Source organism: Tautonia sociabilis (assembly GCF_003977685.1).
Taxonomy (GTDB): Bacteria; Planctomycetota; Planctomycetia; order Isosphaerales; family Isosphaeraceae; genus Tautonia; species Tautonia sociabilis.
Map to the genome: position 1 here is coordinate 91,628 of NZ_RYZH01000008.1, position 22,496 is coordinate 114,123.

The 22,496-nt window shown below is 71.1% G+C and carries 18 protein-coding genes; 8 read left to right on the top strand and 10 right to left on the bottom strand.

What is annotated here, in order from left to right:
- Positions 1–177: 177 nt before the first annotated feature.
- A complete protein-coding gene (locus TsocGM_RS06015; RefSeq protein ID WP_126724396.1) occupies positions 178–3,705 on the bottom strand; it encodes a bifunctional serine/threonine-protein kinase/formylglycine-generating enzyme family protein in 3,528 nt (1,175 codons plus the stop codon).
- Positions 3,706–4,090: 385 nt separating this feature from the next.
- Here TsocGM_RS06015 and TsocGM_RS06020 point away from each other — a divergent pair, with 385 nt between their 5' ends.
- On the top strand, positions 4,091–5,086 hold the full coding sequence (locus TsocGM_RS06020; protein ID WP_126724397.1) for a hypothetical protein: 996 nt from the start codon (positions 4,091–4,093) through the stop codon (positions 5,084–5,086).
- Here TsocGM_RS06020 and TsocGM_RS06025 read toward each other — a convergent pair.
- Positions 5,059–5,565: a YaiI/YqxD family protein gene (locus TsocGM_RS06025; protein ID WP_126724398.1), complete on the bottom strand. Its 507-nt coding sequence runs from the start codon at positions 5,563–5,565 to the stop codon at positions 5,059–5,061. The genes TsocGM_RS06020 and TsocGM_RS06025 overlap by 28 nt on opposite strands.
- Before the next feature lie 68 nt (positions 5,566–5,633).
- Positions 5,634–8,042 (bottom strand): hypothetical protein, encoded by a 2,409-nt coding sequence (locus TsocGM_RS06030; protein WP_126724399.1) that lies wholly within the window; start codon positions 8,040–8,042, stop codon positions 5,634–5,636.
- Positions 8,043–8,363: 321 nt separating this feature from the next.
- On the opposite strand from TsocGM_RS06030, the gene TsocGM_RS06035 reads away from it, so the two are divergent.
- From TsocGM_RS06035 to TsocGM_RS06045, 3 genes are all read left to right on the top strand, one after another.
- On the top strand, positions 8,364–9,314 hold the full coding sequence (locus TsocGM_RS06035; protein WP_158633400.1) for a PAC2 family protein: 951 nt from the start codon (positions 8,364–8,366) through the stop codon (positions 9,312–9,314).
- Between the two features lie 117 nt (positions 9,315–9,431).
- Complete coding sequence (locus tag TsocGM_RS06040) at positions 9,432–10,355, top strand: hypothetical protein (RefSeq protein ID WP_126724401.1); 924 nt, start codon at positions 9,432–9,434, stop codon at positions 10,353–10,355.
- Positions 10,352–11,263 carry a ThuA domain-containing protein gene (locus TsocGM_RS06045; protein ID WP_126724402.1) on the top strand — a complete coding sequence of 304 codons (912 nt, stop codon included), beginning with the start codon at positions 10,352–10,354 and terminating at the stop codon, positions 11,261–11,263. The genes TsocGM_RS06040 and TsocGM_RS06045 overlap by 4 nt, the downstream gene beginning before the upstream one ends.
- A gap of 60 nt (positions 11,264–11,323) precedes the next feature.
- Here TsocGM_RS06045 and TsocGM_RS06050 read toward each other — a convergent pair whose 3' ends face one another.
- The 6 genes from TsocGM_RS06050 to TsocGM_RS06075 form a co-directional block, all read right to left on the bottom strand.
- Positions 11,324–12,043, bottom strand: coding sequence for an O-methyltransferase (locus tag TsocGM_RS06050; protein WP_126724403.1), 720 nt, complete (start codon positions 12,041–12,043; stop codon positions 11,324–11,326).
- 103 nt (positions 12,044–12,146) lie between these two features.
- Positions 12,147–12,827: an SGNH/GDSL hydrolase family protein gene (locus TsocGM_RS06055; protein ID WP_126724404.1), complete on the bottom strand. Its 681-nt coding sequence runs from the start codon at positions 12,825–12,827 to the stop codon at positions 12,147–12,149.
- Between the two features lie 179 nt (positions 12,828–13,006).
- Positions 13,007–13,912 (bottom strand): DUF1559 domain-containing protein, encoded by a 906-nt coding sequence (locus tag TsocGM_RS06060; protein WP_126724405.1) that lies wholly within the window; start codon positions 13,910–13,912, stop codon positions 13,007–13,009.
- Between the two features lie 229 nt (positions 13,913–14,141).
- A complete protein-coding gene (locus tag TsocGM_RS06065) occupies positions 14,142–15,371 on the bottom strand; it encodes a cytochrome-c peroxidase (RefSeq protein ID WP_126724406.1) in 1,230 nt (409 codons plus the stop codon).
- Positions 15,372–15,886: 515 nt separating this feature from the next.
- Positions 15,887–17,215, bottom strand: coding sequence for a DUF1501 domain-containing protein (locus tag TsocGM_RS06070; RefSeq protein ID WP_126724407.1), 1,329 nt, complete (start codon positions 17,213–17,215; stop codon positions 15,887–15,889).
- 266 nt (positions 17,216–17,481) lie between these two features.
- On the bottom strand, positions 17,482–18,165 hold the full coding sequence (locus tag TsocGM_RS06075) for a hypothetical protein (protein WP_233578424.1): 684 nt from the start codon (positions 18,163–18,165) through the stop codon (positions 17,482–17,484).
- A 180-nt stretch (positions 18,166–18,345) separates the two neighbouring features.
- Here TsocGM_RS06075 and TsocGM_RS06080 point away from each other — a divergent pair, with 180 nt between their 5' ends.
- The 4 genes from TsocGM_RS06080 (at position 18,346) to TsocGM_RS06095 (ending at position 21,529) form a co-directional block, all read left to right on the top strand.
- A complete protein-coding gene (locus tag TsocGM_RS06080; protein ID WP_126724408.1) occupies positions 18,346–19,041 on the top strand; it encodes a 3-keto-disaccharide hydrolase in 696 nt (231 codons plus the stop codon).
- A 154-nt stretch (positions 19,042–19,195) separates the two neighbouring features.
- Positions 19,196–19,882 (top strand): TVP38/TMEM64 family protein, encoded by a 687-nt coding sequence (locus TsocGM_RS06085; protein WP_158633401.1) that lies wholly within the window; start codon positions 19,196–19,198, stop codon positions 19,880–19,882.
- Positions 19,883–20,035: 153 nt separating this feature from the next.
- Complete coding sequence (locus tag TsocGM_RS06090) at positions 20,036–20,551, top strand: hypothetical protein (protein WP_158633402.1); 516 nt, start codon at positions 20,036–20,038, stop codon at positions 20,549–20,551.
- Between the two features lie 36 nt (positions 20,552–20,587).
- The gene (locus TsocGM_RS06095; protein ID WP_158633403.1) at positions 20,588–21,529 is read left to right on the top strand and encodes a DUF1559 family PulG-like putative transporter; all 942 of its coding nucleotides are present in this window, start codon (positions 20,588–20,590) and stop codon (positions 21,527–21,529) included.
- Between the two features lie 35 nt (positions 21,530–21,564).
- On the opposite strand, the gene TsocGM_RS06100 is transcribed toward TsocGM_RS06095, so the two are convergent.
- Positions 21,565–22,005 (bottom strand): hypothetical protein, encoded by a 441-nt coding sequence (locus tag TsocGM_RS06100; RefSeq protein WP_126724411.1) that lies wholly within the window; start codon positions 22,003–22,005, stop codon positions 21,565–21,567.
- Positions 22,006–22,496: the final 491 nt, after the last annotated feature.

The window sequence follows — 22,496 nt, forward strand, 5'->3', positions numbered from 1 at the left end:
TCTGGACACGGCGGCCCGGCGGGCTCGTCGAGTCGCCGCGCCGGCCCTCCTGGAGGGGAGGGTCGGGCCCCCCTCCCCGGCGGCACCGTCCCTGGGCGCCGGTTTGTCCTACCGCCCCCGGCCTCCTGGAGGGGACGCGCGGGGAGGTCCGCAGCCGGCCCCCCTCCCGACGGGCCGTCAAGGGGAGGGCGGCAGGGTGCGGGCGAGGCGGAAGCCGTAGCCGTTGGAGGTGGAGTTGGGGCGGTCCCAGGTGCGGGCGGCGGAACGGAGGTCGGGAGCGGCGACGCTGAAGGAGCCGCCCCGGAGGACCCGGGGCTCGTCGTCGACCACGGGGGAGGGCTCCAGGCGGTCGGGCACCACGTCGCCGTCGGCCAGGGGAGGAGACTCGCGGTAGGGGTCCTGGCACCACTCGAAGGCGTTGCCGAGCATGTCGAAGAGGCCCAGGTCGTTGGGCTTCAGCGAGGCGACCGGGTGCATGACGCGGTCGGCGTTGGCGATCGACCAGGCATACTCGCCGAGGCGGCGCTCGGAGCCGCCGAAGGGGCGGCTGGTGAGGGAGCCGGCCCGGCAGGCGTACTCCCACTCGGCCTCGGTGGGCAGGCGGTAGCCGGTGCGCTCGAGCAGGTCGTCGGGCAGGGACATGCCGGGGCCGATCGGCTCGGGGTAGCACCACTGGTCCTGGGGGATCCCCGCCAGCTCGCTGGCCCAGTTGCAGAAGCGGGCGGCCTCGTACCAGGTGACGGCGCCGGTGGGGCAGTCGCTGGTGGGGATCTCCCGTCGCATCGAGGGGTCGCGGTGCGAGGGGATGTCGGGGTGGTTGCGGACGAAGGAGGCGAACTCGGCGGCGGTCACTTCACGGTCGGCGATGGCGAAGCCGCGGTCGATGCGGCGGGGGTGGGCGACCTCGTCGGGGGAGCGTTCGGGGTCGGAGCGGGGGGTGGAGCCCATGAGGAAGGAGGCGGGGCCCCGGACGACGACGAAGGTCATGTTGCCGTGCAGGCTGACGTACCAGTCCCGGTCGGCGACGGGATCCGTGGTGGCGACCTCTCGCATGAGGGCGTCCAGAGCGCCGCCGAGGCCCCAGCGGCGGCGGAGCAGCCAGTCGATGGCCGCATGCAGGCCGGGGTCGGGATCGTCTCGGAACCACTGCAAGAGGGTCGAGGCGACCGCCTCGCGCCGGCGCTCGACCAGGGCGTTTTCCGGGTACTCCCCCAGGGCGAGGACCAGGGCCCGGCGGGCCGAGGGGTCGGGCTCGGCCAGCAGCCGGTCGGCGACCTCGGTGGGGTCGACGTCGAAGGGAGCCAGCTGGTGGATCAGCTTGGTCCGCAGCGCCGGGTCCTCGGCCGAGCGCAGCAACGGCCAGGCGTGCTCGGCGGCCCCCATGCGGGCGAGCATCGCGGCGACGCGACCCTGACGCTCGGCTCGGGCGTCGTCGAACCGGGAGGGGAGCCCGAGCATCGGCACCAGCGCCTCGACCATCCGCCGACGGTCCTGGGGCTCGGGGATCTGCTGCAGGATCCGGGAGGCGTGCAGGGGGTCGGCCTCGGGGACCAGGGCGGCGAAGTCCTCGTCGCGATTGGGGTTGGGCTCCCGCAGGGCCGACTCCATCAGCAGCGCGAAGGCCAGGCCGCGGGCCTCGGGCTCGGAGCGGTCGGCGTAGATGCGCCGCAGCGGCTCGGCGAGCCGGTCGGCGATCGGCTCGAAGACCTCGGCCCGGGTGCTGATCCAGATCGGGTCGTCGTGGGTCAGGGCGTCGGCGATGGCGTCGAAGTAGTCGGGCCAGCCGGACCAGTTGGGGTTCAGGCCGGCCATCATGCCGCAGGCGCGCAGCGAGGCGGCGTCGAGCGGCTGGCCGGGGGGCGGCAGCATGCGGGCGATCCACTCGGCGGCCTGGTGGGCGTGGCCGTGGGTGACGAGGGCCTGGCGGATCACCAGGACGTCCTCCGGGGTCGCCTGGGGCTCGACGACGAACCGGGTGAGGAACTCGGCCCGGCTCGGCTCGTCGGGCAGCAGGGCCAACGCGCCCCGGAGGCGCAGCTCGGGGTCGGGCTGGGGCGGGTCGGCCATCGCCCGGAGGCGGCCCCGGACCAGGGCTCGGTCGGCGCCGAGGTCGATCAGCAGATCGGGAACGGCGCGGATCTCGGCCGACTCCAGCGCCTCGACCCAGCCGTGGGCGGCCTGGAGCCGCACGGTGAAGTACGCCTCGACGAAGAGGAACAGGGCACCGACGGCCACCAGCACCGCCGCCACCAGCGCCTGATGCCGGAGCACCCAGCGCCGGGCGGCCCGGCTCCTCGGCTCTCGCCAGGCGCGGACGGGCTCGTCGGCCAGCCAGCGCTCGAGGTCCTCGGCCAGGGCTCGGGCCGAGCCGTAGCGGTCCTCGGGGCGCCGGGCCATGGCCTTGAGGCAGACGGCCTCCAGGGCGCGGTCGACCCAGGGCTGGGCGCACCGCGGAGGGGGGAACTCGCCGCGCTCGACGCGGGCCATCAGGCCGGCCAGGTCGTCGCCGGAGAACGGGGGGCGGCCGGCGAGCAGGTGGTAGAGGGTCGCCCCCAGGCTGTAGACGTCGCTGGCCGCGCCGACCTCGTCGAGCCGGCCGGCGGCCTGCTCGGGGGCCATGTAGGCGGGGGTGCCCAGCCGCTGCCCCATGACGGTCTCCTCGACGCTGTTGCCGGAGCAGGGGGCAAGCGTCTCCTCGCCGGCGGAAATCGAGGCGTCGATCCCCTCACCACGGCCGATCGCCTTGGCCAGCCCCCAGTCGACCAGCAGCGTCTCGCCGAAGGGGCCGAGCATGATGTTGCTCGGCTTGATGTCGCGGTGGATCACCCCCCGGCTGTGCGCGTAGGCCAGGGCGTTGCAAACGTCCTGCAAGCGGCGGAGCAGTTGGCGGAGGGCCAGCTCCCGGGGGCCGGTCTTGCGGGCGGAGACCTCGACGGCGTGGAAGCGGTCGATGGCGTCCTGGTAGCTTTCCCCCCGGATCAGGCGCATGGCGTAGTACGGCCGGCCGTCGGGGTGGGTGCCCAGGCCGTAGACGGGCACGATGCCGGGATGCTCCAGCCCCCCGGTGACCTCGGCCTCCAGCACGAACCGGGCGCGGCCCTGGCGGTCGTCGGCGAACTGGTCGCGGATCTGCTTGAGGGCGACCTCGCGGTTGAGCTCGCGGTCCCGGGCGATCCAGACCTCCCCCAGCCCCCCCCGGGCGTGGAACCGGATCGGCCGGAACCGCTCCGCAAGACCCGGCCCCGCCCCCACGGCGGGCAGCGCGACGGCGACGGTGGCGAAGGGATCGTCCCCCCCCTCGCCGCCGCGGCAGTCGGGCCGGGGAGAGAGCCCGGCGGGCGAGGCTCCCGCCGTCCCCTGGCCAATCGCCCGGGCGAACGCCGGGTCGGCGATCGTCTCCCCAAGCGCCGGCCCCGCCGGGAGGGAACGCGACCGGCCCCCCTTGCCGTTCCCGTTGCGACGAGCCGCCCCGGCCGGCGGGAGCGGCAACGTCCCCCCCCGCTCCCCCAGCCGAGCGACCACCTCTCGCACCAGCGCCGCGTCCTCCGGACCCAGCCCTCCCCGGCCGGTCAGCTGTTCCTCGACCGATGGGCCCTCCTCCCTCGACCGAGCGCCGATGGCCGCCAGCACGGCCTCACGGTCGACCAACCCCAGTTGGAGGGCAACCACGCCGAAGAGCAGATCCCCATCTTCCCGGCCCGCCATGAGCGACGCTCCGGTCCTCCGGCCCCAGCCGGGAGCCGCCCGGCCTGAACTGGCCTGATTCGTCCAGGTCCTCTCACGAGTCCGGCATCCGGGAGCGAAGTCTCGCCCCCGGGCCGGCGCAGCGCAACTGCAAAGGACTCTACGGCGCGATCGGCCCCGGGGTGATCCGGGGGACGCCGCTCGCCTCGTCCCGGGCCTCCGCCGGGCCGGCTGGGGCTCGGGGGCCCAGGACGAACCGACGCGCCGATGGACGATCCCATCGGCCCGGCCCGGGGGTCGGAGGCTGGTCGGCCTCGAAGACCGGGGGCGGCGGCGGTAGACTGGGAGGTCCACCTCTCGTTGCCGATCGCCAACCCGGGCCGCCTCCCACAACGGAGCGTCCGCGATGAACAGCGACCGCCTCCCCCGCTCGATCCCGATCGTCATCGCCCTGGTCCTGGCCCTGGTCCCGGCCCCGGCCGCGCCGGCGTCGCCGGCCGGAGTCGGGCCGACACCCGGCCCCGGCGGCGACCCCGACGGCTCCCGCAACCTCGCCGAGGGCAGCCCCCTTCCCCGAGGAGACGGCCTGGCCGCCGCCTTCCCGGCCGATCGAGGCATCGCCGAGCACCCGGACGTGATCTTCGCCGACGACTTCGAGGGGGAGGCCCATTACTCCTTGAAGTGGGACGACATGCGCAACGACGCCGGCGCCGTACTGGCGCTGGTCGACGAGTCGGCCAGCGACCCCCGCGTCGGCTCGAAGTCCTTGAAGGTCACGGCGAAGCTCGGGGAGAACACCGGCGGCGGCCTGACAACTTGGTTCGAGCCCGGGGAGGAGGTCTTCGTCCGCTTCCTCGTCAAGTTCGACCCAGAGTGCGACTACGTGCACCACTTCGTCACCCTGCGCGCCAACCGGGGGCTGACCGGCCGAGACCGCTGGAGCGGCTTCGGCAGCGCCGGCGTCCGCCCCGAGGGGCACGAGCGCTTCTCCACCGCCATCGAGCCCTGGGGAGATTGGGGGAAGCTCCCCCCTCCCGGCCGGTGGAACTTCTACAGCTACTGGCACGAGATGGAGAAGTCGCCCGACGGCAAGTACTGGGGCAACGCCTTCCGCCCCGCCGAGCAGCCGGACATCCCCCGGGGGAAGTGGATCTGCGTCGAGTTCCTGCTCAAGCACAACACCCCGGGGGAGGCCGACGGCGAGCAGGCCTTCTGGATCGACGGCGAGCTGCTCGGCCACTGGACCGGCATCAACTGGCGGAACGACCCCCGGTTGCGGGCCAACGCGCTGACGCTGGAGAGCTACGTCACCGACCGCTGGACGAAAAACCCGGTGAACATCGTCCTGTTCGACAACGTGGTGATCTCCCGCTCCTACATCGGCCCTCCGGCGCGGCCCTGACCAGGGTCGGTCCGGCTCCGGGAGGCGCGATCGCGTTCCTTCCGGATGGCGACGAGCAGCTCATCGAGCTTGCCGAGGAATCGGGAGCGGTCGGCCTTGGCGAACGGCGGAGGGCCGCCGCCGTACTGGCCGGCCTGGCGGAGCTGGTCGAGCAGGGCTCGGGTGGCCAGCGCCTCTCCGATCGAGTCGTCGGCGAACGGGATCCCCTTCGGCCCCAGGGCCCGGGCGCCGGCCTTCAGCGAGCGGTCGGCCAGGGGGATGTCGGCCGTGACGACGAGGTCGCCGGGACCAACCTGGCCGGCGATCCAGTCGTCGGCCGCCTCGAAGCCCCCCCGAACGACGACCAGCTCGATCGCCTCGTCGGCCGGCACCCGCAGGGGAGCGTTGGCCACCACAAACACCTTCTCCCCGTGCCGTCGGGCGACCCGGTAGACTTCCTCCTTGACCGGGCAGGCATCGGCGTCGACGTAAATGGCCATGGGCTCAGGCTCTCGGCTCCGGGGGTGGGATTCCGTCTCGTCGGAAGCGGCCCGCCATTCGGAGGCCGTCAGCCGACGGCCCCCGGATCGGCCGACGGCCTCCTCCCCCATGATCCCAGAGTGACCGCCAGCACGAACAGGCCGGTCGCCGACGCCACCCGGATTCCCCACCGGAACGACCGAGGGCGGTATTCCAGCACCAGCCGGCCGGCCGCCCCGGCGGGCAGGCGGACGGCCGGGAGGATCAGGTCGAGGCGATCGACGGGCACCGGCCTCCCCTCGAAGGTCGCCCGGTAGCCGGGATACCAGGGCCGGGCGAAGGCGACGACCACCGCCAGACCCGGCTCCTCGGCCCGGACGTCGACGACCACCCGGCAGCGCGACGCTCGCCGGGTCGTCACGCTCGCCCTGGCGAACGGCCTCCCGGCCGGGGATCCCTGATGCCCCTCCGCCAGCAGGACGGGCAGCTCGGGGTCGGCCTCGGGGTCCCGGAGGAACGCGAGGCCCTCCTCTCGACTCCCCGAGACCCTCGCCCGGCGGACGGCCCGAACCCGGGGAAGCGCCCCGCCGACCCTCCGGAAGACGGCCCCGTCGGGGAGCGTCCGGGCCCGACGCCAGCCCTGGCCCGGGAGCGTCCCGGCAAGCCCGAGGTAGCGGTTGGAGACGATCAGGGCATCGACCCCCATGCGGTCCAGCAGGGCGCCGGGCCGGGCGTCCTTGGCGAACAGGCGGAGGACCGTCGGCGGCGGGCCGAGGTCCAGGGGGCCTTCAATGTGCCCGAAGTAGCCGAAGTCGAACAGCTCGGCCAGCGCTCGAGGGAGCATCGGGCTGTAGCCGTTGACCTGCTCCACCCCCGAGTACATCGCCGAGTTCCCCGGCAGCAGCGAGGTCCCCCGGCCGAGGTCGTCCCAGGGGGCGAAGGCCCGGAACGGGTCCCGGCCCGGATAGACGTCGCTGTAGGCATAGATCCCGAAAGAGCGGGCGTCGCGATCGGCCGGCGCGGCGGCGTCGGCCGGGGAGGGCCGCCAGCAGGGGTATTCGACGAAGGGATCGACCCCGACGTAGGAAACCAGGCCGGAGCCGACGACAAACAGCGCCGGCATCCCCGAGGACCGGACCGCGGCCGACCCCCGCCACCCCTCGACCGCCGCCCAGAACAGGGCCATCCCCGTCAGGGCCAGCCCGACGCGGTCGACGAAGCCGGAGGGGTCGGTCCCCGGCTCCTGGAGCATCCAGCCCGCCAGCACCAGCGACACCGCCCAGAGCCCCAGGTTCGAGGGAGGAGGCCCCCCCTGCCCTCCCCCTTCCGCCAAGGAGGCCTGGGCCCGCCAGCCGGCCAGCACCCGGGCCGAGGCGATCCCCAGAACCAGGAACGCGAAGGGAAGCCAGCGAAAGCTCCAGCGGAAGTTCCCCACGCCGGGCAGCATCGCCAGCGCCATCAGCAGCCCGAGAAAGGCCAGCTCCCAGCCCGCCTCGCGAACGAGGCGGCCGGGGCGCCTCCCCAGCGCGGCCAGCAGGACGACCAGCGGCGCCAGCGCCCCGGCCAGCTCCAGGCTCGCGTGCGGCTTCCTGCCCCGGAAGATGGTCCAGTCCGCCACATGGGGCGGGAACAGCAGGCCGGGAAGGCTCTCCAGGGGAACCGACCAGTTGTCCCCGAGGCTCCAGGGAGCGGTCCCCCCCCGGATCGTCGCCGAGGAGTACTCGACCAGCATCAACCAGGCCGGCGCCGACAGGCCCAGGCCCGCCGCCCACGCCGCCGCCAGCGGCCAGGAGGAGGCGATCGACCGCCGCCGCCAGACCTCCCGGGCCGAGAGCCAGGCCGTCAGCACAGCCGCCATCAACACCGAGAACGGCCAGCCGGAGGCGACAATCAGCGCCAGGAACAGGCCCGCCGGCACGAACCGAGCCCGCCCCCGGCCCGGGTCGATCGCCCCCAACGCCGCCCACCAGAACCAGGGAAGCCAGGCGAGGCTCGCCAGGGCGGGGAACCAGGCGCGGGCCCCCCAGAGCATGACCGAGCCGTTGAACGCGGCCACCAGCGCGGCGAACGTCGCCAGGTCGTCGGGCAGGCCGAGGCGGGCCCCCAGGCGGGCGGTCCCCGCGGCGAGCAGCGCCAGGTGGGCGATCACCAGCGCCGCCGCGACCTGAGGCAGCGACAGCCCCAAGCCAAAGAGCAGCAGGTGGCCGGCGGTCAGCACCGGGGAGAACACCGCCGGCTGGTACTCGCCGGCCAGGGCGCCCCCCTGCCAGGAGGAGGGGCTCAACAGCGGAAGCTCCCCCGCGCTCCAGGCCCGGGCCACGTCCCGATAGACGGCCAGCTGGTAGGTCTGAAAGTCGTCGTGCCAGAACCAGTCCGGATCGATCCCGAGCAGTACCAGGCCGGAGGCCGCCACGACCAGGGCGGCCACCGCCCCGGTCGCCCCCCTCCGGGTCCGGGCCCCGCCCCGATCCCCCCTCCTCCCGGTGGTCGTCGCCATCGCGGCCATCCCTTCCCCTCAATCGCCTCCCAATCCCTGGCCGGCCGCCGAGCATGGCGGCAAGACGCCCGTTGACGCTCTTACCTTAGCTCGTCCCGGGAGGAGCGTCCGGCAACGGGGTCGGCGGATCGACCGCTCGGGCGTAGAATTCCCCGGCCCTTCCCCCGATCCTGGGTCAGGTACGGCCCGGCCGACCCGCTCCGATGGCGGGGGAGGCGACCGGGCCCCATCCGAGGCGGCCCCGGGGCCGGGCGATCGACCGCGATGCGGTCGCGGTCTCGGTCGCAACGGCCGGCGGGGGACGAATCGGGAGGCAGTCTCATGGCCGACAAGATCAAACTGAACAAGCCGTGGTTGGTCGCCGTCTGGCCCGGCATGGGGCACGTGGCCATCAGCGCCGGCTACTACCTGATGGCCAAGCTGGGCATGCACCTCATGGCCGAGTTCCAGGCCGAGGAACTGTTCGATGTCGAATACGTCGAGGTCAAGCGCGGCCTCATCCGCACCGGCCGCCTCCCCCGCAGCCGGTTCTTCGCCTGGATCGACCCCAAGGGACATCACGACCTGGTCGTCTTCATCGGCGAGGCCCAGCCCCCCCGAGGCAAGCTCGCCTTCTGCCGACGGCTGATCGAATTCGCCAAGGACCTGGGCGTGGAACGCGTTTTCACCTTCGCCTCGATGGCGACCCAGATGCACCCCTCGCACAACTCCCGAGTCTTCGGCGCCGCCACCGACGAGGCCACGCTCGACGAGCTGAAGCAACTGGAGCTGACCCCCCTGGACGACGGGCAGATCAGCGGGCTCAACGGCGTCCTGCTCGGCGTCGCCGCCGAGGCCGGCCTGCCGGGCGCCTGCCTGCTGGGGGAGATGCCCCACATCTTCGCCCAGCTCCCCTTCCCCAAAGCGGCCCTGGCCGTGTTGGAGGTCTTCTCGACAATCGCCGCCATCCCCATCGACCTCGACGAACTCGCCGAGCAGGCCGCCGACGTCGAGCGGAAGCTCGGCCAGCTCCTCTCCCAGGTCGAGCACGCGATCGAGTCCCATCAGGAGGCCGGCGAGGAGGAACCCCCCTTCCCCACCGAGCCCGACGACGAGGGCGAGGGCGAAACCCTGAGCCTCTCCCCCGACGACCAGCGTCTCCTCGACCGCCTCTTCGACGAGGCCGCCCGAGACCGCGCCAAAGCCTACGAGCTCAAACGCGAACTCGACCGCCTCGGCGTCTACAACGAGTACGAGGACCGCTTCCTCGACCTGTTCAAGAAGCCCGAGTGACCCAACGCCGGATCACCCGGCTGACTCCCCGGCCGGCGTCGGCCTGGCCGACGCCGGACGAGGACTCGGTCGTCCGCAAGCTCCGGGATCACCCCGTCTGGAGTCCCTCCCCAACCAATGAGCCACTTCCGACGGATCCTCGGCGCGGCCGCGGCCCTGATCGGAGCCTCGGGGGCGATCTTCAGCGGGGTGGCGGCCGTCGAGGCGTGGCGCCTGGCCGATCGGCTCGAGCGGGAGGTGCCCGAGGCCGTGGGCGACATGGAACGGGTCGTCTCGTCGGTGCAGGACCAGGCAGACGCGACGCTCGCTCTGATCGACGCGGCCCGCGACCGGGTCCGGTTCGTGAGCGAGACGGTCGAGGAGCTGGCCTCGGCCGCCGACCGGCGCCCAGAGGAGACCTCACTGCTCGAAACGCTCGACCCGGACATCGCTCGCCGACTGGAGGCGGCCGAGGCCTTCATCCTCGCCCTGCAAGAAAGCCTCCGAGGCCTGCACCGGGCCCTGGTGATGCTCGACGCCTTGCCAATCCTCCCGCGCCGGATCGCCCCCGCCGTCGGAACCCCCGGCGACCGGCCGCTGATCACCGTCGCCGCCAGCCTGGCCGAGGCGGCCGACCTGCTCGACGAGGCCACCCGCACCCTCGACCGCCTCCGATCCGGCCAGGCCCTCTCCCCCCGCCAGCTCGACCAGTTCCGCGACCTGCTCGGCGAGGTCGACCGCACGCTCGGAGACACCCGGAACCAGATCGGCTCCTTCTTCGACCGCCTCGACCAGGCCGGCTCCCGCCTCGCCGACCTCCGATCGGCCGCCCCTCGCTGGATCCGACGAGGGGCGACGGCCGCCACCTTCCTCCTGATCTGCTTCGGCGCCTCGCAGCTCAACCTGCTGGCCCACGGCTGGGCCCTGATGACCCGCCCGGCACTCCGCGCCGCTGGCACGAGGACGCCGGCGCCGGTATCGTCGATCGACGCCGGCCCGGCCCCCCGACCGCCCGGGGGGCCAACAACCACCCCACCGGCCTCGGATGAGGACGACCGATGAGCACCACCCTCTCCCTCCTGCTCGCCTCCCTGCTCGCCTCCCCCTCGATGACCCCGGCCCAAGCCGACGACCCCGGCGCCGACGCCCCGCCGAAGAAGGTCGTCTTCGTCGCCGGGCCGCAGAGCCACGGCTACGGCGCCCACGAGCACCGCGCCGGCTGCCTGCTGCTGGCCGAGGCCCTGGAGCGGGGCATGCCCGGTTTCGAGGCCGAGGTCGTCTCCGGCGGCTGGCCCGAGGACGAATCGGTCTTCGAGGGAGCCGACGCCGTGGTCATCTACAGCGACGGCGCCGACGGCCACCCGGCGATCCCGCACCGCGAGAAACTCAGCGCGATGATGAACGACGGCGTCGGCCTGGTTTGCCTGCACTTCGCCGTCGAGGTCCCCGCCGGCCAGCCGGGGAACGACTTCCTCAACTGGCTCGGCGGCTACTTCGAGCTGGGCTGGTCAGTGAACCCGCACTGGACCGCCGAATTCGCCACCCTGCCCGAACACCCCATCACCCGGGGGGTGACGCCGTTCGCCATCAACGACGAATGGTATTACCACATGCGCTTCCGCCCCGACATGGCGGGGGTGACGCCGATCCTGACCGCTCTGCCCCCCGAGTCCACCCTCTCCCGCCCCGACGGCGACCGCAGCGGCAACCCCGCCGTCCGCGCCGCCGTCTCCCGGGGCGAGCCGCAGCACGTCTCCTGGGCCTTCGAGCGCCCCGACGGCGGCCGGGGCTTCGGCTTCACCGGCGGCCACGTCCACTGGAACTGGGGAGACGACAACTTCCGCACGGTCGTCCTGAACGCCATCGTCTGGGCCTCCGGCGCCGACGTCCCCCCGAACGGCGTCCCCAGCCCAACACCGACCCAGGCACAACTCGAAGCAAACCAGGACGAGCCCAAGCCGGGGGCGTAAGTTCTCCCTAGCCGACACTCCCGACGGCTCCGCGGCACCGCCGGGAGTCGATCGTCAGCATCAGCGCTTTTTGAGCGTCATTCCCATGCCTGCGCCGTCCATCAGCAGGAAGCTCGTATCGAGATCCGGGCTGCTGGTGATCGCCTCCAGGTAGGCCGGGTTGGGGGCCGGCCTCCTCATGTTGTGGGCGAGGATCAGGCCCCCGGGACGGACGAGGGGGAGTAGCTCTCGGAGGTAGGCGTCGTAGCCCTGCTTCTCGGCGTCAATGAAGAGGAGGTCGATCGGCTGGTCGTCGAGCTTGGGGGCCTCGACGTGGGCGTCCCCCTCGTGGATGACGATCAGGTCCTCGACGCCGGCTCGGCGGAAGTTCTCCCGGGCGACGGCGAGGCGGTCGGGGTCGATGTCGAAGGTGTGCAGCACGCCTCCGGTCTTGCGCAGGGCGAGCGAGAACCAGAGGGCGGACTCCCCGGTCGAGGTGCCGAGCTCCACCACGCGCTGGGCGCCGATCGCCTCGGTGAGCTGGCGGAGGAGGCGGCCGTCGGCGTCGGAGACGTTCGCAAAGCGCTCGCCCTGGCGGGCTTGCTGGATGGCGTCGAGGATGCGGGCCTCGCCGTCGTCCTTGGGCAGGGTGACGGCGGCCGGGGTGGTGGTGTCGGACACCGGGTTGGGTCCTCCTCGGCCTCGGGGGCGGGGTTCCTGGGCGGTCGCGATCAAGGCGAGGGCGGCCAGCCCGATCAGGCTCGCGATCGGGACGAGGGGCCGGGGGCGTCGCGTCGGCATGGCGGAGATCCTCCGGTCTTCGGTCGCCTCGGCCGTCGCCGGGACGGCCGAGAATGCCTCGGAGGATCAGGATACGCCGATCGGCCGGCGTTCGCCACCCGGCTCATCGCCGGTCGCGCAGGGCCTCCTCGATCACCTCGGCCACGCGGTTGCCCAGCAGCTTGGAGCCCTCGCCGCTGAAGTGGACATTCCCGGGGCGGATGGCGACGGACTCGAACTTCGGGGCGATGAAGGCGTGCAGGTCGTTGACCTCCACGCCGAGCCGATCCGCGACCCGGAGGGCGGCGGCGTTGTAGGCCCGCTCGTCGCCGGCCTTGCGCTGGGGCTCGCCGTGGGGCACGGGAGTGGTCGTGGCGAAGATGACCGTGGCGCCGGTCTCCTTCAGCCGGGAGAGGATGCGAGCGAGGTTTTCCTGGTACTCGTCGAGCGGCACCTGGCGATGGCCCGACTCGGGGGAGGTGTTCTTCCCCTGGTCGTCGACGAACTTCAGGTCGTGCAGGCCGAAGTTGGCGTGGATGACGTCCCAGTCGCCGTCGCCGAGCCAGGCGTCGAGCCGCTCCAGGCCTCGGGTGGTGGGGCCGCAGTTCTCGGCCGGGCGGTGGACGTTGGCCACGCCGTCGAGAGCCTCTCGAACGTCGATCGTGTAGCCGATCGAGATGGAGTCGCCCAGCAGCAGGACGCGGGGCAAGGCCGGGTCGTCCTCGATCGGAGCGAAGGCCGGGTTCTGGGCCAGGGCGGCCGGAGAGAGGGCGGCGAGCAGCAGGGCGGCGAGTCGGAGACGCATGGCGGAGGCTCCCGGGACGGTGCGGCTCCCGCCCGGCCGGGCCGGGGCAGGCCGAGCCGGTGGGCCGCCTCCCGGTCCCCCGGCCGATCGGGTCGAGTCGGATCGGATCGGGTCGGGTCGGGTCGGGTCGGGGGCGATTCTAACGGCAGGCCGGCCCCGGATTCGAGGGGCCGGGCCGCTCACTCGTAGTCGTCGGCCGAAATGCTCTCGCCGCCGGATCGGGTCATCAGGGCGATCAGCACGTCCATCTTGATCCCCTCGCGGAGGGAGCTGACGCTGCCGTCGGCCTTGGCGAAGTTCACCAGGCCAGGGTGCATGCTCTCCCAGTAGGGGATCCGGCGGCCGGAGACGGTGTTCGCCTTGTTGAACCGGCGCTGGGCGGTGGTCCGCACGCAGCAATTCGTGGCGTCGGGCCAGGTGCCGATGAGGCTCTCGCCGATGAGCATCGTGTTCGAGGTACCGTCGCTGATGCCCGAGATGTTGATTCGGGAGTTGCGGAAGGTGATGCCGTTGTCGTAGTGGAAGCAGTCTGGGTCGTTCACGTCGGTGCAGCCGGCGAGCTGGCCGGCGGCCATGTTGCCGCGGTAGTCCGACGGGCCGACCCGAAGCGTGGTCGTCTGGTTGTCCGACCCGATCTGCTGCACGTCGACCGGCTCGGCCTTGCGGTGCGACGGGCAGACGAAGACGGAGTTGGTCCGCCGGATCGCCGTGCGGTTGTCCATCGCGTAGGGAGACAGGTCGAAGTTGATCTCGTCGTAGAGGTTGCCGGCCTCCAGCTTCAGGAACAGCCCGGTCAGGCCGTTCCACATGTAGGGGCTGGCCGCCTGGAGGACGCAGTTGGGGTCGTTCTCCTCGTTGCAGTACCAGCCGGAGAAGAAGCTGCCGAAGGAGTCGTGGTACTCCTGCGCGGCCAGCCCGAGCTGCTTCAGGTTGTTCTTGCACTGGGTCCGGTTGGCCGCCTCTCGGGCCGACTGGACCGCCGGCATGATCAGCGCCACGAGCACGCCGATGATCGCGATGACCACCAGCAGCTCGATCAGCGTGAAGCCAGGGCGCGATCGGGGCGGGATCACGGGCGTTCGCATGAGAAGGACTCTCGGGAAAGACGGGGAGGTCCGGACCGGTCGAGCCGACCGCTGCCGTGCTGAAGTCTATGCGATTCCCAGACCATGATCAATGCAATCACGATCACGCCACCTACCGACCGCCAACCGGGGCCGGTCCCGGATCCGACGGCGCGGCCGCCCGTCCCTTCTTCGACGATACGACGGCGCCGGGCCGGGGCCAACCGTTCCCCGGCCCGGCTCGGCCCGGTCACTCCGGTAGGCGGCCGGTCTCGACCTCCGGCAGCGGTCCGGTGCAGGCCTCCAGGAACGCGACCAGGTCGCGCTTCTCCTGCGGGGTCAGGTCGATCTTGGTGATCTTCTCGCTGAGGTTCCGGTTCGGGACACCCCCCTTGGCGTAATGTTCGACGACCTCCTCGAGGGTCCGCTGGCTGCCGTCGTGCATGTAGGGGGCGGTCTGGGCGACGTTCCGGATCGTCGGCGTCTTGAAGGCGCCCCAGTCCTTCGGGTCGCCGGTCACGGCGAAGCGGCCGACGTCGGGGGAGTCGCCCTCCAGGCCCACGCCGAGGTTGTGGTACAGCTCATCCGTCAGGTTCGGGCCGACGTGGCAGGCCGAGCAGTTGACCCGCTGGCTGAAGAACAGCTCCCGGCCGCGCCGGGCCGACTCGGACATCGGGTTCTCCTCGGCTCCCGTCTTGGCCGCGAGGTACTGGGCGTACAGCTCCGGCTCGAACTCCTTGAGGTCCTCCAGCTCGGTGGGGTCGAGCCGCTCGAACTTGGCCAGCTCCTCGGCGAAGTCGAAGGGGGAGGGGCCGGTGACGATGGCGCGCTCGAACGTGGCGATCGCCCGGGCGATGGTGTCGATCGTCACCCCCTCTGCCGGGAAGATCGCGGCGAACTGCACCGCGTAGCCGGGGATCTCGCGGATCGTCGTCACGGCGGCCTCGTGGGTGTTGCCCATCTCGATCGGGTTGGCGATCGGCCCCTTGGCCTGCTCCTCGAGCGAGGGGGCCCGGCCGTCCCAGAACTGGGCGGCCGAGAGGATGCGGTTGTACGCGGTCGGCGCGTTGCGCGTCCCCTCCTGGTTCAGGATCCCCACGCCGAACCTCGTGTTCGAGGCATAGCCGAGATCGGGGGCGTGGCACGAGGCGCAGCTGATCGTCCCGTCGGCCGACAGCCTCGGGTCGAAGTAAAGCTGCCGGCCCAGCTCGATCTTGGCCCTCGTCATCGGGTTCTCCTCCAGGCCGACGATCTGCGCCGCCCCGGCCGACAGGCCCAGCGGCAGCGCAACTTCCAGCGGCTCGTGGTTGGCCTCGTCGGCCAGCCAGGCCGTGATCTGCTCGATCGTCAGCGGACCCTCGCCGGGGATGCCGGCGGTGAGGCTCGGGTCGCCGAGCGTCACCGCCTCCTGAGAGCGGCCCGGCTCGGCGATGGCCAGCACCAGCGCCAGCAGGACGCCGAAGGAAATCGGGGTTCTCATCGCGAATTCTCCATCCTTCTGGGACTCGCCGGCCCGGGCGGGAGGGTCGCATCACGGGGGTGTCCCCGGGGAGCCGGCGAGCGGGGGGGGTGACGGGGCGGGACATCCGGGCGGGATCGGCTCGATCGCATTGGGTCGGGGCCTCCTCGCCCCCGGGCCAATGCGACGGCCGCCCCGCCCCGGCCAGACTCCCCACCTTCGGGGAGCCCGACCAAACCCGAGCGGCCTCGTCGTCGGGCGCCGCATCGATCACCTTCGATTTTACGAGTCCGAGCGAACCCCGCCACCGCCGAGGATCCCCCGATTCCTCCCGATCGGCCTCCCCCGAACCGGACCGAACCAGAGCCCCCCCAGCCGGGCCGGGGGCGTCCCGGAGATCCGAGAGGAGGCCCGATCGGAATCCGATCTGATCGAATCTGATCTGATCTGATCTGATCTCATCAAATTTAATCTGATCTGATCAAATTTGATCTAATCTCATCAAATCCAATCCGATCTGATCTGATCTCATCAAATCAGATCAATTGCCGAATCGGCCTGGCCGTGCTGGGCAGGATCGGGATTGGCCGGCCGGCCAGATCGGCGACGAAGCCGTGCGGGTCGATGCCGAGGGTGTGATAGACAGTCGCCAGCACGTCCTGGTAATGGATCGGCGTCGAGACGGCCGCGCCGGCCACCTTGTCCGTGGAGCCGATCACCTGGCCGACGTTCAGCCCTCCGCCGGCGATCAGCGCGTTGCCGACCTTCGCCCAGTGGTCCCGACCGGCGTCCTTGTTGACCTTCGGCGTCCGGCCGAATTCCCCCCAGACGACCACGGTCACATCTCGGTCCAGCCCTCGGGCGTAGATGTCCTCGACCAGCGCCGAGATCCCCTGGTCGAACAGCGGCAGGTGCGCGCGCAGGTGGCCGAAGTTGTTGCCGTGCGTGTCCCAGAAGCCGTAGGCCACCGTCACCACCCGAGCGCCGGCCTCGACCAGCCTTCTGGCAACCAGCAACTGATCATTCCACATCGGGGCGCCGTCGCCCAGGTGCGTCGAGGAGCCGATGCCGTACCGCTCCCGGACCCTCGGGTCCTCCTTCGAGGCATCCAGCGCCTTGGCCACGGTGTCCGACGTGAGCACGTCGAAGGCCCGCCGGTAGAACGCGTCCAGACCGTCGACCGGCTGGCCGTCCATGCGGCTCCTCCAGTCGTCGAAGCGGTCGAGCAGCGCCTTGCGGCGGTCGAATCGAGCCGGCTCGACCGTCTTCTGCGTCATCAGCTCTTGGTCGCCGTCTCCCAGACGGGCCCCGGCGAAGCTCAGGCCGAGATGGCCGGGCCCCCCGCTGTTGTACGGCCGGTGCCGCATGGTCGGGAACAGGTCGCAGAACGGCGGCACGACCTCGTTGACGCCCCCCTGCAGCTTGGTCACGATCGACCCGAAGTGCGGCTTCCCCTCCCGCTGCGCCTGGCTCATCGGGTAGCCGGTCAGGTTCTGCCAGCTCGAGTGCTCGTCCCTCAGGCCGACGATCGACCGGATCACCGCCATCTTGTCCGCGCAGGACGCCAGCTTCGGCAGCAGCTCTCCGAACCGCACCCCCGGTACGACCGTATCGATCGGGCGGAACTCGCCCCGGATCTCCTCCGGCGCCTCCGGCTTCAGGTCAAACGTGTCCTGGTGGGAAATCCCCCCGGACAGGTAGACCATGATCACCGCCTTGTGCGACCTCCCCACCCCGCTCGCCTGCTCCGCCCTGAGCAACTGCGGCAGGCTCAACCCCCCCATCGCCAGGCCGCCGATCTTCAAAAACGACCGCCTCGTCTGCCCGTCACAATACCGATACGCCGGGCCGCCAAGCTTCATCATGGCCGATCGCCTCCCCTCCGGGACCGGTTCGCGTCCGACGCCCCGGCCCAATCGGGAGGGGCAACTCCATGTTGGAAGATTATCAAACAGAGCGGCGAGGAGGAAGGCCGAAGCCCCCTCCCGATCGAACCGGATCGCAGGCCAGGCCGATGATTCCGTTGCTTCCAGGAGCCTCGGGAGGCCGGCCCGAGCGGGCCCCCGATCCTCGGCGAACAGGCGAACCGGCGGGGGGGTCGGTCGATCGCTCGGGCCTGGGGCGGCCCGGCTCATCGCGACCCGAAGTAGAACCCGATTAGCGCGGCGGCCAGGTGCTCCGGGCCGTGCTCCCCCAGGCGGGGGACCGTCGCGGACAGCCCCTCCGGCAAAAACGGCGAGGCGTCGTCCCAGGCCAGGACCACCAGGACCGCCGCCGCCAGCAAGGCCGCCGTCGCCTTGGCGTCCTCCAGGGCCCGGAACCATCGCGGCCGGCCCCCGGCCGAGAACCGAGAGGCAACCGCCTTGACCAGCGCCCCGAGCAGGAACCCAGCGACGAGCAGCAGCGTGACCGCCCCCGGGTTCTCCTCGATCGGCAGCAGCCTGCCCCGCCGGAACAGCAGGACCGCCACCGCCACAAACCCCAGCACCAGCAGCAGCCGCACCGTCCCCCTGGGCAGGTACAGCGGCGGCGGGACGGCGACGCCCGACTCCCCCGATCCCGGGGCGCCGGGACCTCGGGACCGCCCCCGGACGGCGAAGTAGTGGCCGAGGATGATGAACATCAGGTCGCGAAGATAGGCCGGGACCTCCCGCTCCGGGTGCAGGGCCAGCGTGCCGCAGACCGTCGCGGCCACCAGCAGCGCCAGCAGCGCCCGGACGCTCCCCGGCGGCAGGCCGAAGGCAGACAGCCTCCGCCAATCGGCCGGCGACGGCATGGGGGTCGGCGACGGGGCCGGGTCGGGGGTCGAGGCCATGCGGGGCTCCCCGGGTCGGGACGAGGCCGGCCGGGCCGGGGCGTTGCGTCGCAGGGCCCCCGCCCGCCATTCTATCGTAAGCCGGCCCGCCGAGGGCCGCCACCTCGGCCTCCGCCCGGCCCGGCCGATCGGCCAGGCCCGACCCGATCCGATCCGACCCGACCTTTCCGGGGGACCTCCATGCGCCCGAACCGATCCGACGCCCTCACCCTGGCCCTGAGCCTCGTCCTGCTGCCGGCCCCCGCCGCCCTCGCCCGGGGGGACGACGCCCCCGGGGCGATCCCCCTGTTCGACGGCCAGACCCTCGCCAACTGGACCCCGACCGACTTCTACAAGGCCGGCGAGGTCGTCGTCGAGGACGGCGCGATCCTCCTGAAGAAGAGCGAGGCCTCCGGCGGCATGACCGGCATCACCACCTCCCGGGAGGACCTGCCCCGGATCGACTACGAGCTCTCCTACCGGGCCAAGCGGACCGAGGGCCGAGACTTCTTCGCCGCCGCCACCTTCCCCGTGGGGGAGACCTACCTGACGTTCGTCAACGGAGGCTGGGGAGGCTCCGTCACCGGCCTCTCCAGCATCGATGGCGCCGACGCCTCGGAGAACCTCACCGGCACCTACCACAAGTTCGAGAACGACACCTGGTACTCCTTCCGCATCCGGGTCACCGATGCCGCCATCCGCTGCTGGGTCGACGACGAGGAACTCGTCTCGTTCGACCCGACCGGCCACCACCTCGGCACCCGGCTGGAAACCCGCGTCAGCCAGCCGCTCGGCTTCGCCACCTGGCAATCCGGAGGCGCCCTGAAGGACATCGTCCTCCGCCCCCTCTCGCCCGAGGAGGTGGCCTCCGAGGCCGAGGCCGCCGACACCCCCTGAGCCGATCGCCGTCGCGACCGGCCCCGAGATGGTAGACTTTGACGGCGATGCCGAACCTGCCGAGGCCGGTCGCCCGGGCCGCCGGGATCGAGCGGAGCCCCGGCCTCGATCCAGCGATCCGACCGACCTCCCCCCTCGCGGAGCCCCCGCCGTCATGAGCTTCCGACACAAGCTGATCCTCCTGGTCGTCGGCATCGTGGCCGTGCTGCTGACGCCGTACTTCCTCTGGCATGAACAGATGGATGCTTATTTCGCCTCGCCCGAGTACCGGCAGTGGCTGCGGTCGATCAAGCCGGTGGCCTGGCTCATCGGCCTCGGCCTGATCGTGGGGGACCTCGTGCTGCCGATCCCGACTCCTCCGGTGATGGCAGCCCTGGGGACGATCTACGGCACGATGGCCGGCGGCCTGATCGCCTCGGTCGGCTCGGTGCTGGCGGGCCTGACGGCGTATGGCGTCGCCCGGCTCTTTGGCGAGCGAGGAGCGAGAAGGCTGGCCAGCGAGGCGGAGCTCGCCGAGTTCCGCCGCGTCTTCGACCGCTGGGGGGCGGCCGGCATCATCGGCTCTCGGGCGCTGCCGATCCTGCCCGAGGTGCTCACGCTGCTGGCCGGCCTGGCGGGCATGCACTTCGGCCGGTTTCTGGCCGCCTTGGTGCTCGGTTCTGTGCCCGTCGGCCTGTTCATGGCCTGGGCCGGCTCCTGGGCGGGCAGCTCGTCGACCTTACTGGTCGTGCTGACCCTGATCCCGGCCGGGCTCTGGGTCGGCTACCTTCTCGTCTTCGGCCGGCGGCGGAAACCATCGGTTTGTGAGCCGGAGGTTGTCGCCTCGACGACGGCTCGGTGAAGCAGGATGTCGGATCCGCAGTCGCGCCGCTTATTTTTATCATCGGCTCCATTTTGTCCTTGACCCCCCCCTTTTTTATTGTTATAGCTCCTCTTATTGACAAGAGTAGAGGTCAGTTCCTGATCCACCAAATGCCGGAGTGGAGAGACCCGGATGGCGCGAGACCGAAGCGTGCCGAGAGCCCGGCGATGGCGATTGTTTGTCCTGCTCCCGCTCGTCGGTGCTCTCTCGAGTTGCGGCAAGGAGGAGCCCTCGTGGCCTCGGATCGCGACCGAACCGGAGGAGTTCGAGGTCCGGATTGAAACGCCGGGCGACGGCAGCGTCATCCCCATCGGGGTGCCGTTCGAGGTCACAGTTGAGGTGGGCAACCTCTCAAACGCTGGGATGCCCACGACCGTGGGCGTTCAGATAAGGATGGGTTCTGTTACGTACGATTCGGCCGGACTCGCGCCCGAGGCCGATCGTCCGCCCTCGTCAGACGCCCGCTCTCGCTTCTCCGGCTCGCTCCGCTTGCCGGAGACGGCCCCCGAAGGCACCTATTCCATCCACGCCGTGGTGATTGCGACCCACCTGGCACAACCCCAGGTTGGCGATCAGCCGCCTGTCCTGGAGTCTCAGGAATTCAAGGCCCCGGCGATCAAGGTCACGGCGAAGAAAATGACCGAATAAGAACCCAGCCGGATGAGCCGAAGAGGAGACCTCCGCATGACGAGGGTGAGCCTCCGGAAGAGGGGGTTGACGCTCATCGAGGTGTTGGTCGTTGTTTCGGTGATCGCCATCCTCATCGGAATTGCGATCCCCGCCGTCTCGGCAGCCCGCTCGGCGATGCGTCGCGCCGACTGTGCGAACAACTTGCGTCAGATCGGGCTCGCCTTGCATGCCTACGAGGCGGCATCGGGGGCGTTCCCCACGGCGACGAGCGGCCCCCCCAGCTCTCGATCGTTCCTGGTGGCGGTGCTCCCCCATCTGGAACACTCATCCCTCTACAACGCGATCAATTTCCAGGTCCGTCTGGCCAGTGTCTGGGAGCCGAACCGCACGGCGATGACGACGACGCTTGATGTCTTGCTGTGTCCATCCGACGGGGCCGACCTCGCCGGCTGGCCCTCCGCGACAAACTACGCGGGGAATCAGGGGAGCGGGGTCCAGAAATACGGCTTCAACGGCGTCTTTCGAGGACTCGAGGCCGTTCGGATCCGCGACATTACCGATGGGACGAGCCAGACAGCGGCGGTTTCGGAATGGGTGATCGGGCCCCAATCTCCCGCGATCCGCGACCCGCTCCGCTCGGTCTTCCGGACTCCAACCTCGCTCATCGAGCCGGATCAACTCGATCTCTTCGCGGCAGCCTGCCAGGCGGTGGATCCGATCGAGGCACCGGTCACGGTCCATCCGAAGGGGGCCAACTGGTTCTTCGGCGAGTTCGGCTCTTGTCTCTACAACCACGTGCTCACACCGGGCGAGAAGAGCTGCCTGAACCAGACCGCCTATCAGGAGGGGGCCTGGACCTCGGGGAGTTTGCATCGGGCCGGTGTGAACCTCCTCTTCGCGGACGGGCGCGTCCTCTTCGAGCGAAGCAACGTCGACCCGATGGTCTGGCGAGCCTTGGCGAGCCGGAATGGGGGTGAGGTCGTCAACGTGCCTTGAGGTGACTGCCCACCCGCTCCGGCATCGGCGCCGCCTCATCGGTCCGGATGGCCCTTGAGCCCCGGTTCGCCCCGATCCGGTTCCGGACGATCCCGGGCTCCGGCCCCCTGGCCATCGCCGGGGGGTCGCGTCTGGTCCCAGGCGCTGAGCACCACGGAGTCTCCCCCGTCGATCTCGAACGGCTCGTCGTCCAGCACAACCCCGCCCCGGGTCATGACGAGCCGGTGCGCCCCCATCGACAGCTCGACGACCAGGGGGGCGAAGCGCCTCCCCTCGATCTCGAAGGTCACGCCCCCGACCGCCACAGTGACATCGGGCTCGACCACGTGGACGACCGCCGTCCCCGTCGTCGGGCCGACCTCGACGAGCAAGAACCCCAGGAACCCGCTCCCGAGCAGACCCCCCCCCAGCCAGCCCGCCACGTTCCCCTTCCAGAAGGTCAGCCTGCCGAGTAACCGGATGAGATTCAAGCCCATTGTCCATCCTCCCACTCACATAGCAATCAAGTAATTATATAAACACGAGCACTCGAGCAACCTCGGCCCTCGAAATCAAGGACAGACGTCCGACCGTCCCACCGACACCCGCCGGTGACATCGCCAGCGGCGGGGGAAACGGAGGACACGGTGCCCGTCGACGGGTCGCCCGCCGACCGATCGCCTCTCGAGCTCGCGCAACCGATCATCGGTTGCGTGATGCAAGCCGTCCTCCCGATGACTTCCTTGGGCCGGCCCACACGGGCCCACCTCCGCCCATCGGAGGGGACGATCCCCCAGAACCGGGGACGGATCGATCGCCACTCGGCGCTCGCCTCCCCGGGATGCCGGGCTCCGGATCACCCCGCGAGATCCCTCCTGGATGCGGGAGGGTCCTCGCTACCGAGATCTTAGCGATGATCGCACGATTATTGGCCAGGAAACACGAAAATTTGGCGACATGACTCCGGGTCCGTCCGATCGGGCCCGGG